14 protein-coding genes are annotated in these 13865 nt (G+C 47.8%); all 14 read left to right on the forward strand.

Features of this window, described 5'->3' with window-relative positions:
- Positions 1-4: 4 nt before the first annotated feature.
- The 14 genes from IE082_RS00305 to IE082_RS00370 all read left to right on the forward strand — a co-directional run bounded on the left by IE082_RS00305 (position 5) and on the right by IE082_RS00370 (position 13847).
- Positions 5-538 (forward strand): DUF2062 domain-containing protein, encoded by a 534-nt coding sequence (locus tag IE082_RS00305; RefSeq protein WP_189490171.1) that lies wholly within the window; start codon positions 5-7, stop codon positions 536-538.
- 228 nt (positions 539-766) lie between these two features.
- Positions 767-1327: a ribosome recycling factor gene (frr, locus tag IE082_RS00310; RefSeq protein ID WP_189490173.1), complete on the forward strand. Its 561-nt coding sequence runs from the start codon at positions 767-769 to the stop codon at positions 1325-1327.
- A 118-nt stretch (positions 1328-1445) separates the two neighbouring features.
- A complete protein-coding gene (gene uppS, locus IE082_RS00315; protein WP_189490175.1) occupies positions 1446-2222 on the forward strand; it encodes a polyprenyl diphosphate synthase in 777 nt (258 codons plus the stop codon).
- Positions 2223-2236: 14 nt separating this feature from the next.
- On the forward strand, positions 2237-3094 hold the full coding sequence (locus IE082_RS00320; RefSeq protein WP_189490177.1) for a phosphatidate cytidylyltransferase: 858 nt from the start codon (positions 2237-2239) through the stop codon (positions 3092-3094).
- Complete coding sequence (gene ispC, locus IE082_RS00325; protein ID WP_189490180.1) at positions 3094-4260, forward strand: 1-deoxy-D-xylulose-5-phosphate reductoisomerase; 1167 nt, start codon at positions 3094-3096, stop codon at positions 4258-4260. The genes IE082_RS00320 and ispC overlap by 1 nt, the downstream gene beginning before the upstream one ends.
- Positions 4257-5612 (forward strand): RIP metalloprotease RseP, encoded by a 1356-nt coding sequence (gene rseP / locus IE082_RS00330; RefSeq protein ID WP_189490182.1) that lies wholly within the window; start codon positions 4257-4259, stop codon positions 5610-5612. The genes ispC and rseP overlap by 4 nt, the downstream gene beginning before the upstream one ends.
- A gap of 117 nt (positions 5613-5729) precedes the next feature.
- Positions 5730-8132, forward strand: coding sequence for an outer membrane protein assembly factor BamA (gene bamA / locus IE082_RS00335; protein WP_189490185.1), 2403 nt, complete (start codon positions 5730-5732; stop codon positions 8130-8132).
- A 38-nt stretch (positions 8133-8170) separates the two neighbouring features.
- Complete coding sequence (locus IE082_RS00340) at positions 8171-8668, forward strand: OmpH/Skp family outer membrane protein (RefSeq protein WP_189490186.1); 498 nt, start codon at positions 8171-8173, stop codon at positions 8666-8668.
- A 114-nt stretch (positions 8669-8782) separates the two neighbouring features.
- Complete coding sequence (lpxD, locus tag IE082_RS00345; protein WP_229809651.1) at positions 8783-9835, forward strand: UDP-3-O-(3-hydroxymyristoyl)glucosamine N-acyltransferase; 1053 nt, start codon at positions 8783-8785, stop codon at positions 9833-9835.
- 54 nt (positions 9836-9889) lie between these two features.
- Complete coding sequence (fabZ, locus tag IE082_RS00350; protein ID WP_189490188.1) at positions 9890-10366, forward strand: 3-hydroxyacyl-ACP dehydratase FabZ; 477 nt, start codon at positions 9890-9892, stop codon at positions 10364-10366.
- A gap of 39 nt (positions 10367-10405) precedes the next feature.
- Positions 10406-11197 carry an acyl-ACP--UDP-N-acetylglucosamine O-acyltransferase gene (gene lpxA, locus IE082_RS00355; protein ID WP_189490192.1) on the forward strand — a complete coding sequence of 264 codons (792 nt, stop codon included), beginning with the start codon at positions 10406-10408 and terminating at the stop codon, positions 11195-11197.
- Between the two features lie 22 nt (positions 11198-11219).
- A complete protein-coding gene (lpxB, locus tag IE082_RS00360; protein ID WP_189490196.1) occupies positions 11220-12368 on the forward strand; it encodes a lipid-A-disaccharide synthase in 1149 nt (382 codons plus the stop codon).
- A gap of 79 nt (positions 12369-12447) precedes the next feature.
- Positions 12448-13068, forward strand: a complete 621-nt coding sequence (rnhB, locus tag IE082_RS00365; RefSeq protein WP_189490198.1) for a ribonuclease HII — start codon at positions 12448-12450, stop codon at positions 13066-13068.
- Positions 13065-13847: a TrmH family RNA methyltransferase gene (locus IE082_RS00370; RefSeq protein ID WP_189490200.1), complete on the forward strand. Its 783-nt coding sequence runs from the start codon at positions 13065-13067 to the stop codon at positions 13845-13847. Before rnhB ends, IE082_RS00370 begins: the two co-directional genes overlap by 4 nt.
- The last annotated feature ends 18 nt before the right edge of the window (positions 13848-13865 follow it).

Raw genomic sequence — 13865 nt, forward strand, 5'->3', positions numbered from 1 at the left:
TCTCATGAATATCCGACGTTGGTTTCGAAGCTTAGAGCCGAAAGCTATGACGTTGTTGAACGGGCCTTTGGGGGCTAAAATTCGCCCATGGGTTGATCAGCATGATGTGCTTAGTTTTAGCAGGCATCCGCTGGCCAAAGGGCTTGCTTTTGGTCTATTGTGCGGCCTTTTGCCACTTGGCCCCATTCAAATGGCGGCGACAGTTCTCATGTGCATCAAGTGGCGGGGCAATGCCTTGGTCGGCGTCATCGCGACTTTATACAGCAATGCCTTGACGATTGTGCCTTTGTACATGTTGGCTTTTCAAATGGGGCGTTGGGTGGTGCCTGGCGACCATCCCATGCCCGATATGAGTGCGTTGACACAGTCACAAGGCTGGCTCAGTGGTGTTTGGGACTGGCTGATGGCTTTGGGTTGGCCATTGTTGGTTGGTATTCCCGTTTTGGGTATTTTTCTCGCGGTGCTCGGTTATGTGCTGGTTCAGGTGGTTTGGCTGTTGCCTGTTTATCTTCGAGCTCGGCGCATGCAAAAGCCATAAGCAGACACGTCAGTTCGAGTTGGGACAGTTTCTTAAATCATCTGATTCAATGATTTTTGGTTTTGTGTCTCGGCTCTCTCCCAATTGCTCTTTTTATCGCGAGCGCAATAACCAATGCGACGCAACACAAAAACCAGTAAAATAGCGGTCAATCGTTTGACCGCTATTTTTATACAGGTTTTATGCAGGCAAAACATCGTCCCCGTTTAATTCATCAAGGAGTTTCATATGCCTTTGGCAGAGATTAAGACCAATGTTCAGCAAAAAATGACCGCTTCAATTGACGCGCTCAAAAATAATTTGACCAAAATCCGCACAGGTCGTGCGCATCCGAGTTTGCTTGACCATGTTCACGTGGATTACTATGGCACGGCAACACAACTGTCACAAGTGGCGAATTTGACCTTGATTGACGCGCGTACCATCGGTGTTCAGCCATGGGAAAAAAATATGATTGCGGTGGTCGAGAAAGCCATTCGTGAAGCCGATTTGGGTCTCAACCCAGCCACTCAAGGCGATATGGTTCGCGTGCCAATGCCCGCACTGACAGAGGAGCGCCGCAAAGAAATGGTCAAATTGACCAAAGTTGAGGGCGAAGCGGCCAAAGTGGCGATTCGCAACCACCGTCGTGATGCCAATGAACAGTTGAAAAAACTACTCAAGGACAAAGAAATCACCGAGGATGATGACCGTCGCACCCAAGACGAAGTGCAAAAAACCACGGATAAATTCATTGCTGATATTGATAAACTATTGGCACAAAAAGAAGAAGAAATTTTAAAAGTTTAAGCGCGTTCTACACAGTGACTTCACGTGTGAAACACACAAAGCCATTACGATGTGCCAACGAAGCGGGTCAAAGCTGTCTGACCTGCTTTTTTTCTAACGTCGTGTAGAGGTATAAACCATGAGTGAGACCATCAGCAGTACCCAAGCCATTCCTGTTGTCAGTACAGTGCCTAAGCACATTGCCATCATCATGGATGGCAATGGTCGTTGGGCGACCAATCGTGGTCTGCCACGTGTGTGGGGGCACAAAAAAGGCGTGCAATCGGTGCGCGATGTTGTGCGTGCTTGCGTGGAAATTGGTGTCGAAAACCTGACGCTATTTGCATTTAGCTCCGAGAATTGGCGCCGCCCTCCGACGGAGGTGTCGTTTTTGATGAAGCTGTTTATGCGCAGTTTGCGTCGTGAGATTAAGTCTTTGGCCGAAAATGGCATTCGCTTGCGGGTTATTGGTGCGCTGGAGGCATTTGATCCCACCATTCAAGGCTTGATTGCTGAGGCGCACGAAAAAACACGGGATGGTCGTGTGTTGACTTTGACCATTTCGGCGAATTATGGTGGGCGTTGGGATATTCTGAATGCCATGAATGATTTGTTGACTGCGCGGGCGGCCGCTGGTGTACCTCAGAATACGCCTGTTTCAGAAGATGACTTGAAAACATATTTGCAGCTGTCTGATTTACCTGAGCCAGATTTATTCATTCGCACGGGTGGTGAGGCGCGGGTCTCGAATTTCTTGCTGTGGCAGTTGGCTTATACTGAACTGTTTTTCACACCGACGTACTGGCCTGATTTTAATAAAGAAGCGTTTTTGGAGGCGATTTCGTCTTATCAAACGCGTGAACGGCGTTTTGGTCGTACCAGCGCTCAGTTGGTTGAACAAAAAAATGCCTCATAAAAAAGGATTTCCCCATGGTTAAAACGCGTGTCATCACAGCACTGATGATGCTGTCGGTGGTTGCTGGCTTGGTTTTTTTTGCCAATTTTTATGTTTGGTTGGCAGCGGCCAGTGTCATGCTGGCTTGGGCTGCGGTTGAGTGGGCCAATTTAGCAAAATTCTCAAAATTGGCAAAGGCTGCTTATGCGTTTTTGCTCCCCGCTTCGTTGGGTGGTGGTTATGCACTGTTTCTGCACAATACACCAGAGTTGATGGGGTTCTGGGTGCTTGCGGCAGTGGGGTTTTGGTTGTTGATTGTACCGCTGTGGTTGTATTACGGTTGGCGGGTCACATCGAAGCCTGTTTTGGCGGTGGTGGGCGCATTGATTTTGTTGGCCACAGGTTGGTCCTTGTTGTTGGTTCGCCCTACGGCTGAGCAAGCTTGGGTGTTGCTTGGTTTGCTCATGGTGATTTGGGTGGCTGATTCGGTGGCCTTTTTTGCAGGGCGCGCATTTGGTAAACACAAGCTCGCACCATCCATTAGCCCTGGTAAAACCATTGAAGGTGCGGTAGGGGCATGGCTTGGTGTGGCGGTGTATTTGGGTTTTGTGACATTTGGGTTGACTTGGCTGAGTCAGTCATTTGCCTTTTTTGAAAACTGGCATGGCTTGCCGATTGCATTGTCGATACCGAAGTTATTGCTATTGGCCTTTATTCTGACTTATGTCAGTATTTTGGGCGATTTGTTTGAGTCGTGGTTGAAGCGTTGTGCGGGCGTCAAAGACAGTGGCCATGCGTTGCCGGGTCATGGTGGGATTTTGGATCGGATTGATGCGATTTTATCAACACTCCCCGTACAGTTGGTTTTGTTTAGATTGATGGCTGGTTTTTGATGCAAACGTTGACAATTTTGGGGGCGACGGGGTCAATTGGTCGCAGTACGTTGGATGTGGTGGCGCGCCATCCTGAGCGTTTTCGGGTATTTGCTTTGAGTGGTGGTGCACAGTTTGAGTTGTTGGCGCAGCAGTGTGCTGTTTTTGTCCCTGAGTATGCTGTGGTGCTTGATGAGTCAGTGGCTGTCCAGTTACGGGCTCTCTTAACCTCAATTCACTGTGCGACACAGGTGCTGGTCGGTGTGCAGGCGCTGTGCGACGTTGCCAGTGATTCGTCGGTGACTACGGTGATGTCGGCGATTGTCGGTGCGGCGGGATTGCTGCCGACGATGGCGGCGGCAAAAGCAGGTAAGCGGGTATTGTTGGCCAATAAAGAGTCTTTGGTCATGGCTGGTGCTTTGATGACTGCTGCTGTGCGTGAGGGCGGGGCGACGCTTTTACCGATTGACAGTGAGCACAATGCCTTATTTCAGTGCATGCCTGAGCCGCATGATTCTAAAAGTATTGCCAGTTTGACCTTGACCGCATCGGGTGGGCCCTTTTTGCACACCCCTGTTGCAGAATTAAAAAATATCACGCCCGATGAGGCTTGTGCGCATCCACGCTGGAGCATGGGACGCAAGATTTCGGTGGACTCGGCGACGATGATGAATAAAGGGCTGGAGGTCATCGAGGCGTTCTGGTTGTTCGGTATTTCAGCCGCTCAAATCAATGTGGTCATTCATCCACAATCCATCATACATTCATTGGTAAACTACGTTGATGGCAGCAGTCTCGCGCAGTTGGGACATGCGGATATGCGTGTGCCGATTGCGCATGCATTGGCCTATCCTGAACGGATTCATTCTGGCGTGGGTTTGCTGGACTTGGCAACACAAGGCAAATTAGAGTTTTTTGCCCCTGATTTGGAAAAATTCGTTTGCTTGCGGTTAGCGTTTGATGCTTTGAATGCGGGGGGCGCAGCACCGATAGTGCTCAATGCGGCCAATGAATGCAGCGTGGCGGCTTTCCTTGATGGATGCATTGGCTTTTTGGATATTGATAGAATCAACGAATTGGCACTCAACACCGTTCATCCTGCGATACCTGTGAATTTGGACGATGTTTTGGCGGTTGATGCACAGACTCGTCGCTGGGCGAGTCAAATAATAATGGACATGGCATGACAAACGTATGGGCTTTTTTGGTGGCGATTTTGGTTTTGGTCACCATCCACGAATGGGGACACTATTGGGTGGCCAAACGGTGCGGGGTTGAGATTGAGAAATTCTCAATCGGCTTTGGCAAACCCTTGTTTTCTTGGACGAACAAAGTAGGTACTGTTTTTTGCATCGCCGCTATACCACTGGGCGGTTATGTCAAAATGAAAGGCGAGTACGCTATCGCCACTGACGAAAATCAAATGTCACAAGGCAAGGGCAGCTTTGCCTCAAAAACTGTGTGGCAGCGTATGGCGATTGTTGCAGCGGGACCTGTGATTAATTTGTTGTTTGCTTTGTTGATTTTTATGGGTTTGGGTTACGGCGACACGTACGTCACCCCGACCCAAGTTCAAGCGCCTGCAGCTCAAACGTTGGCAGCAGGACTGGGTTTGCAGACAGGTGATACGATTATTCGCGTGAATGGTAGAGAGGCGAACGATTGGTCTGTGGTTAATCGAGGTGTTCTTGATGCGGTGTTTGAGCGTGAAAATTTGGTATTGCATTGGCGTAATGCTGCTGGTGTTGAGCACAGCGCGGAGCTACCAACAGCGAGCTTAAATATAGAAGAGAAAGGCTGGAATGATAAAATTGGTCTCACGCCAAAAGTTGTGCCGCTGAATGTAGGTAGGGTTGTTGACTCTTCAGGGGCGGCGGCTCAAGCAGGACTGCAGCAGCACGATGTCATCGTTTCGGTTAATGGGCAAAGCATTGATGGGAGAGAGGCTTTCATTAAAATCATACAGGCGAGTGCAGGGCAATCCCTAAATGTCAGTGTGATTCGTGATCAACAGACGTTGAGTTTAAATCTCACTCCTGTCTTAAAAGGGCGCCCCATTGTCGAAAATGGCGAAGTGGTAACCAAAGTCGTTGGCACGATTGGCGCGGAGCTGCTCACTACACAGGTCAAAGTTGTTCATGTCGGTATTTTAGAAGCTATTCCACGTGGCTTCAATATGACCTATGATGCGATTGCTCTCACAGTTAAAGGGTTATATAAAATCGCCACAGGTCAACTCAGCCTCAAAAATATTGGCGGCCCAGTCAGCATTGCTCAAGTGATGGGTGAGGGGGCTAAGTCAAGTGTGACTGACTTTGTGAGCAGACTCGCTTGGCTATCCATCAGTCTCGGAGTATTAAATTTATTGCCCATCCCCATGTTGGACGGTGGGCATTTGATGTACTATGTTGTCGAGTTGATCAAAGGCAGTCCTGTGTCAGAACGTGCGTTGGCGCTTGGTCAAACTGTTGGAATGGCCTTTTTGATGATGTTTATGGGAATTGCTTTTTATAATGACTTCATGCGCTTATTCGGTTAGAATTGCGCGATAATTCGTGAGTCGAACCAGTTGAAGACTTAAAAAACCTTATAAGACAATGGGTTATGGTTGTTAAGTCTGAGTCTGTAAGTGCTTTTTTAGAGAAATAGGAAAACTATGTCGGTACAATTTGCCCCGCGTTGCACAGCCTTAATCGTCGCCAGTCTTTTTGCAACAGCACCTATGGCGGTGCATGCGCAATCAAATTCAGCGACGACGCAAGCTGCAACAACTAAAAAAGCTGCCACGACCTCTGAGTCATCGGGCGTCGTGCTGTCAGATATTCAAGTCAATGGGTTGCAGCGTAGTGACCCAGCTTCTGTGTTTAATGCCATTCCTGTGAAAGTGGGACAACGATTTAACTCAGATAAAGGTCAAGAAATTATCAAGGTGTTGTTTGCGACGGGTTTGTATGAGGATGTTAATTTGGACTTAAATGGCAATGTGCTTGTGATTACTTTGGCCGAGCGTCCAGTCATTTCGGATCTATCCATTACGGGTATGAAGCAGTTTGAGCGCAAACAAATTTTGAGCACGCTTAAAGCTAATGGGTTCGCTCAAGGTTATGCTTATGATCCAGCGTTACTCGAACGCGTTAAGAATGAATTACAAGCGACGTATGCTGAAGCAGGTTTGGTCAATGCTAAAATTGATGCTGATGTTAAGCCAGAGGGCAATAAACAGGTGTCCGTTGCGATTAAAATCGAAGAGGGTAAATTCACTAAAGTTAAACGCATCAATATCAACGGCAACGAGAAAGTATCAGATCGTGCCATACGCTCAGCGATGGAAACCGACAAAAACGGTATTTTTTCTTGGTATACCAAGGATAGTCGTTTTACCCCTGAGAAGCTGAGTGCGGATTTGGAGAACGTTCGCGGGTTGTATTATGACCGTGGTTACATGGACTTTAATTTTACTAGAGTCGAAACTCCACCCTCTGCTGATGGTAAAGGCATTGATATCAATATAGATGTCACAGAAGGTGTTCAGTATCGGGTCAGTAGTATTAGTTTCTCGGGTAATCTCAAAGAGATTCCAAGCAAAGATATCGAAAAAATCGTCAAATACCCCAAAAATGCTCTGTACTCACGAACGAAAATCAGCGAAATCGTGAATAAAGTGACTCGACGTTTCTCTCAGGAGGGCTATGCCCTTGCCAAAGTCGAAGTGCAACCTGTACCCAATGCCAGCGCAAACACTATCGATGTAACCATTGCTATTGACCCACAAGAACGTGTTTACGTTCGTCGTATCAATGTGGTTGGCAACTCACGTACTAAGGATGAGGTGATTCGCCGTGAAGTGAGACAAATGGAAACGGCAATTTACAATGACTCCAATGTCCAACTTTCACGTGACCGCATTGATCGTCTAGGTTTTTTTAGTGAGGTGGCGGTTGATGTGACGCCTGTCGATGGGGTAAATAGCCAAGTCGATGTGACTTATAGAGTCGTAGAGATTCCCACCGGGACTCTAAAATTGGGTTTGGGATATAGTTCGACAGATAAGCTAGGTATAACTGGTTCTATATCTGAGAATAATATTCTAGGAACTGGGAATTCATTAGGTGTTGATATTGACACGAGTAAGTCTAATCGTAATTTAACAATTTCTACTTCTAATCCCTATTTTACTAAAGATGGGGTTAGTCAAAATGCTTCTTTATATTATAGAACTTACGATGCCTCAAATATTGACCTGTCAGATGTTAAATACACGACTTATGGTTTTGATTTGGTTCATGGTATTCCTGTTTCTGAAAAGCATCGAATTTATTTTGGTTTGAATCCAGAGAGAAATAAAACCGAATTGGATCGTAAAACAAGTCCACCATCGTATGTTGCCTACATAGACAAATACAATACTAACAGCTTTACGACAGTCGGCTTAACTACTGGTTGGAGCTACGATACTAGGGATTCAACATTTGCACCCACCAGAGGCATTTATCAGCGTCTGAATTTTGAATTAGCGCCCGTCGGTACTTTGAAGTATTACAAAGCATCGTATCAATATCAGCAATTCATTCCACTGTCTAAGCATTTGACATTTGCATTCAATACGCAATTTGATTATGGTGCTGGGTTTGGTGGCTCCAAAGGTGACTACCCATTTTTTAAGAATATGTACTTAGGTGGGTTGGGCTCTGTGCGGGGGTACGAATCTGGTTCATTGGGGCCTGTTGACGAGAAAGGGAATCACGTCGGTGGTTCTAAGCGTATTCTTCTGAATACAGAGTTTCAGTTTCCATTTCCAGGAATGTCTAAAAATCGAGGCGTTCGCTTATTTACTTTTGCGGACGCAGCAGGTTTGTGGTCGGATAGTTTTAAGACGAATGCTTGTGATTTTAGCAAAATATCTCTGTCTGGCTGCGGTGGGTTACGCTACTCATATGGTGTCGGTTTGAGTTGGAACTCACCCATTGGTCCATTGAAATTCAGCTACGCGTTACCAATCAATAAAAAAGATGGTGACAAAATTGAGCGATTCCAATTCCAGATTGGCACGTCGTTTTAATCAATATGATTTTAGAAGTTTTTAAGGAAAAATACAGAATGAAAAAAGCATCATTGGTCTTGGCTGGTTTGTGTGCTGGTTTGGCATTTAGCAGTGGCGTGTGCGCACAAACCTTTAAGGTGGGTGTGGTGAATGTGGATCGTTTGCTGGCAGAGTCAGGGCAAGCCAAAGCTGCGCGTGCTAAGTTGGAAAGCGCCTTTAAAACCCGCGACGCTGATTTGGCAAAAAAAGCAGCCAGCATTCGCAGCAAAAATGAACAGTATGAGAAAGACTATCCAACCTTGACTGATGCACAGCGTGCGACACGAGAAAAAGTACTCAAACAAGAAGTGAATCAGTTTGAGTCTGAACGAGCCAAGTTTGAACAAGATTATGCCAATGAGCAAAACGCCATGATGCAGTCATTGCTCAGCAAGGCCGATGGTTTAATTAAGGGCATTGCACAAAAAGAGGGTTATGATTTGGTTGTGACCGAAGCTGTTTTTGTGAAAGCAGAGTTTGACTTGACCCAAAAGTTGATTGATGGTTTGAAATAATAAAGTGATACGAGTTGGCTCATCAGCGATGTGGTTGATGAATCGTTTTGATTTTGCTTATGTAATTGAGATTGCTTGATAATGACGAATACGGCGTTTTTTAAGCCAGCGCTTGTGGCAACACAGTCGCTGGCTGATTTGTTTAAGGATTTGCATGCTTCTGTTTCTGTTTTGGGTGATGCGAACCAAACTCTGGTGAGTCATGTTGCGCCACTCGATGTCGCGGCAGCTGGTGCTTTCTCGTTTTTAAGCAATGCGCATTTGCGTGATCAGCTTCTGAGTAGTCAAGCGAGTGTGATTGTGCTGTCTGAAGCTGACCTTGTTTGGTTGAAAGAGCAGGGGAAAACCCATGAGTCAAGCGTGTATGTCGTAGCTGAACAGCCTTATGGGGTCTATGCGCATGTAGCGCAACGCCTGTATTTACAGCGTCACATTGAGGCAGGGGTTCATCAAACGGCGGTCATTGATAAGACTGCCGTTTTGGCCGCAAGTAGCCAAATAGATGCGCGTGTGGTTGTGGGGGCGCGTGCGCAGATTGGTGAGCGAGTTCGCTTGATGGCAGGCGTTGTGATTGGTGACGAGGCTGTGATTGGTGATGATTCCACAGTTTACCCAAATGTGACGATTTATCATGGTTGCCAGATTGGTGCACGTGCGATTATTCATGCGGGTGCCGTGATTGGTGCGGATGGTTTTGGCTTTGCACCAACCAAGTCGGGCTGGCAAAAAATTCCACAAGTAGGACGTGTTGCGGTGGGCGATGATGTTGAAATTGGTGCGAATACATGCATTGACCGAGGCGCGCTGTCTGATACCGTTATTCATGATGGTGTGAAACTCGACAATCAGATTCAAATTGCGCATAATTGCGTGATCGGTGAGCATACGGCGGTGGCGTCGTGTGTGGGTATTGCGGGCAGTGCTGTGATTGGGGCGCGTTGCATGATTGGTGGTGCGGCGATGATTGGCGGGCATCTGACGATTGCAGATGGTACGGTGGTCTCAGCTGCGACGGCTGTACCTAGCTCATTGACTGTGGCTGGACAGTACTCAGGTGTTTTTCCTCCGATGTTGCATCGTGATTGGGAACGTAATGCTTCATTGATTCGTCATTTGTCAGATTTACGTAAACGTATTCGTACGCTGGAAAAAACGTCAGGTCAGTGACCTGTTTATTTTGAATTAAAACCACGATCAAAAAGTAGAGTCTAAGGAGCGAGTATGAGAAAAATTACCGAGAACACGAATCCCATCGAAGCGGGTTATGACATCAAATCCATCATGGAGCGCATTCCTCATCGCTATCCATTTTTGTTGGTGGATCGGGTTTTGGAGTGGCGATTGAATGACTATTTGATTGCGACGAAAAATGTGTCGATGAATGAGCCTTTTTTTGGTGGTCATTTTCCGCGCAACCCAGTGATGCCTGGTGTTTTGATTATGGAGGCTCTAGCGCAAGCATCAGCTTTATTGTGGGTGCAAGAGTCTCATCCTGATGCGCTGTTTTATTTCGTTGGTATGGAGAACGTGCGTTTTAAACGCCCTGTTGTGCCAGGTGATCAGCTACGCTTAGAAACACGTTTGACGCGTGTGATTCGCGGTTTTGCCAAATTTGACGTCAAAGCCGTGGTGGTTGGGGTTGAGGAAGTCGCTGCCGAAGCTGAACTCATGTGTGCGTATCGCGCAAACAATGGTTAAAATCTTTAGAATAACTGGTACTTTTAGGAATCATCAAACATGGCAGTACAGATTCATCCCACCGCGCTGATTGAAGCGGGCGCGCAAATTGGCACCGATGTAACCATTGGGCCATTCACCATTGTTGGTGCGAATGTCGTGATTGGCGATCGTACCCACATCGGTGCGCACAATGTCATTGAAGGCCACACGACGATTGGTGCGGACAACCAGATTGGCCACCATATCACGCTCGGTGGCGCACCTCAGGACAAAAAATACGCAGGTGAGCCGACACTGCTTGAAATTGGCGAGCGCAATGTCATTCGCGAGTTCTGCAGTTTTCACTTAGGCACAGCTCAGGATGAGGGAATCACACGTGTTGGCGATGACAACTGGATTATGGGGTATGTGCATTTAGCGCATGATTGCCGTATCGCCAATCATACGATATTGGCGAGTAATGTTCAATTAGCTGGGCACGTCGAGGTGCATGACTACGCGATTTTGGGTGGCATGGCGGGGGCACATCAGTATGTTAAAATTGGTGCTCATGCCATGATTGGTGGTGGTTCTGTTTTGGTTAAAGATGTGCCGCCATTCGTCATGGCCCGTGGCAACTTTGCAGTGCCGTTTGGCATTAACTCAGAAGGACTTAAGCGCCGAGGTTACTCACCATCACACATCATGGCAATCAAACGTGCTTACAAAGCGATTTATCGTCAAGACTTAACGGTTGAACAAGCCATTGATAACATCACAAACGCCGCGCAAGCTGATATCGAAAGCGCGGTATCGCTGCAGCTCATGAGCGAATTCCTCACCAAAGCAACACGCGGCATTGTTCGCTGATGCGCAGCAGGTGGAGCGCTTCGTGTCCGCACATAATTTAAACTTGGCACTCATCGCAGGCGAGTCTTCTGGTGACCAGCTCGCCGCTGAGCTTGTCAAAGGCACGCGTGCGTCGTACCAAAATGTACACGCCTACGGCATCGCTGGCGAGGCCATGATGCGCGAAGGGGTTGATGCGTGGTGGCCGTCGCAATCATTGGCATTGCGTGGTTACTTTGAGCCGATTCGTCATTTACCGCGTTTGTTGGCGATGCGCAGTGACCTTATTCGGCGGTTAGAAATATCACCACCCGATGTCTTTGTTGGTGTGGATGCCCCTGATTTCAATCTCGGTGTCGAAACACGACTGCGAGTGCGCGGCATTAAAACCATGCATTATGTTAGCCCGTCAATTTGGGCATGGCGACCCAAACGGATTGAAAAAATCCGAGCAGCGGCAGAGCATGTGCTGCTAATTTTCCCTTTTGAAGAGCAGATTTATCGTGACGCGGGTATTCCTGCGACGTATGTGGGGCATCCATTTGCGCCACACATTCCAATGCTGGCGAATGTTTCTGCTGCACGACAAGCCTTGCAGTTGGGTGATGAGCAAACAGTGATTGCTCTGTTACCTGGCTCTCGTGCGTCTGAGATTGAATACAATGCCCCCAATTTTTTTAAAGCAGCTGTCCTACTGTCGCAGCAATTAGGGCAGGTGCGGTTTGTGTTGCCCATTGCGCATGATGCATTGCGTGAACAAATTATGCAATTGCGTCAGTTATATGCCCCTAATATTCATTTGAGGCTGCTCGACGGGCAAGCGCGCAGCGCGATAGAGGCAGCTGACGCGGTGCTGGTTGCTAGTGGCACGGCGAGTTTGGAAGTGGCGCTGTACAAAAAGCCCATGGTGATTTCCTATAAAACCTCGCGTTTGTCGGTGTTTATCTATAAAAAAGTGGCGTTGCAACCACGGATTGGTTTGCCCAATATCTTACTGAATGAATCGTTCATTCCTGAGGTGTTGCAAAATGATGCCACACCAGAGAGCTTAGCTAAATCTTTGCTCAATGAAATGAGCCGTTATGCGAAAGACGGCACGGTCGTTGAACGTTTAACGACGTTGCACCAGTCCTTGTTGCGAGATACACCACGTTTGTGCGCTCAGGCAATTGGGCAAGTGGTTGGTCGTTAAGCGACCCAATCCAGCACCAAACATTTTTTGCAGTCCTAAATTGCGGCAATCTTCCTTACTTTTATCTGACCCAACTCTCATGCACGATTTATTCTCCATTTCATTATCTGATGCCAAGCTCATCTGTGGCACAGATGAAGCAGGGCGCGGCCCGCTCGCTGGTGAGGTGTATGCTGCGGCGGTGATTCTCGATGTGGCACAGCCTATTGCCGGCTTGAACGACTCAAAAAAGCTCTCAGCAAAAAAACGTGAGCAGCTGTTTGACGAAATTCAGCAAAAATCTATCGCATGGTCTATCGCCACGGCCAGTGTGGGCGAAATCGACGAGCTGAATATTTTACAGGCCTCTATGCTTGCTATGACGCGAGCCGTGCAGGGCTTGAGTCTCAAGCCAGACTGGGTTTGGGTCGATGGGAACCATTTTCCTAAAGGTTTATTGACGTTGGGCTATACTGGGCAGGCTTTGGTACAAGGCGATGCGCTAGAGGCTTGTATTTCTGCAGCGTCGATTTTGGCAAAGGTCGCTCGTGATGCGTCGTTGATGCAATTGCATGAGGCGTATCCGCATTATGGTTTTGCTCAGCACAAAGGTTATCCGACTGCGCAGCATTTGCAAGCTTTGAAAACTTATGGTGTCACGCCGCATCATCGAACCAGTTTCGCCCCTGTTCGAGATATTATTGCAGCGAGTGCCTCATGACCATCATCACATCCAAAGACAACACAGCGGTTAAATCACTCAAACGTCAATTGGATAAACCCAAACGAAGTGATGAGACGATGGTGCTCGAAGGCATTCATTTGGCGCAGTCACTGATTGAGTCTGGCGGTCAAGCACAGCGAGGCTGGGTGGCGCAGACTGCGATGGCTCATCCAGAAATTGTGGCCATATTGGCGCAATTATCCTGCCCTGTCATGGTGTTGAGTGATGTGCTGTTTCGCAGTCTGAGCACGTTGGTGCAAGGTGAAAGCATTTTGTTGGAAGTGAAAAAACCACTTGCTCAGGTAACTGAGGAAAGAGTCAATGCTTTGCTGCTCGATGGTGTACAGGATGCGGGCAATCTTGGCTCGATTTTACGCAGTGCCGCGGCGGCGGGTGTGCGTACCGTGTACTTGAACGATGCCTGTGTTAATCCTTATTCGCCGAAAGTTTTGCGTGCAGGGGTTGGAGCGCATTTTTCCCTACAAATTGCTGATGGTGTCCATCTACTCGACATCATGCACACACTGCGAGCCAATGGCGTTGCAGTGCTTGCCACCAGTTTGACAGCATCGACAAGCATTGATGAGATAGATTTGACGTCACCTGTGGCTTGGTTGTTTGGCTCAGAAGGCAGTGGTGTGTCGGTAGAGTTAATCGAGGCCGCGAGCCAGACGGTCATCATTCCTATGGCTGCAGGCGAATCGCTCAATGTGGCTGCAGCTGCAGCGGTCTGCGTGTTTGAAACGGCACGGCAACAGCGAACGCGCAGTCAATGACCAAGTGACATCCTTTTA

This window comes from Formosimonas limnophila (assembly GCF_014652675.1).
In the GTDB taxonomy this organism is placed as follows: domain Bacteria; phylum Pseudomonadota; class Gammaproteobacteria; order Burkholderiales; family Burkholderiaceae; genus Hydromonas; species Hydromonas limnophila.

Coding starts and splice junctions, on each gene's coding strand:
- IE082_RS00305 (WP_189490171.1), top strand. CDS start 5: ATGAATATCCGACGTTGGTTTCGAAGCTTAGAGCCGAAAGCTATGACG.
- frr (WP_189490173.1), top strand. CDS start 767: ATGCCTTTGGCAGAGATTAAGACCAATGTTCAGCAAAAAATGACCGCT.
- uppS (WP_189490175.1), top strand. CDS start 1,446: ATGAGTGAGACCATCAGCAGTACCCAAGCCATTCCTGTTGTCAGTACA.
- IE082_RS00320 (WP_189490177.1), top strand. CDS start 2,237: ATGGTTAAAACGCGTGTCATCACAGCACTGATGATGCTGTCGGTGGTT.
- ispC (WP_189490180.1), top strand. CDS start 3,094: ATGCAAACGTTGACAATTTTGGGGGCGACGGGGTCAATTGGTCGCAGT.
- rseP (WP_189490182.1), top strand. CDS start 4,257: ATGACAAACGTATGGGCTTTTTTGGTGGCGATTTTGGTTTTGGTCACC.
- bamA (WP_189490185.1), top strand. CDS start 5,730: ATGTCGGTACAATTTGCCCCGCGTTGCACAGCCTTAATCGTCGCCAGT.
- IE082_RS00340 (WP_189490186.1), top strand. CDS start 8,171: ATGAAAAAAGCATCATTGGTCTTGGCTGGTTTGTGTGCTGGTTTGGCA.
- fabZ (WP_189490188.1), top strand. CDS start 9,890: ATGAGAAAAATTACCGAGAACACGAATCCCATCGAAGCGGGTTATGAC.
- lpxA (WP_189490192.1), top strand. CDS start 10,406: ATGGCAGTACAGATTCATCCCACCGCGCTGATTGAAGCGGGCGCGCAA.
- rnhB (WP_189490198.1), top strand. CDS start 12,448: ATGCACGATTTATTCTCCATTTCATTATCTGATGCCAAGCTCATCTGT.
- IE082_RS00370 (WP_189490200.1), top strand. CDS start 13,065: ATGACCATCATCACATCCAAAGACAACACAGCGGTTAAATCACTCAAA.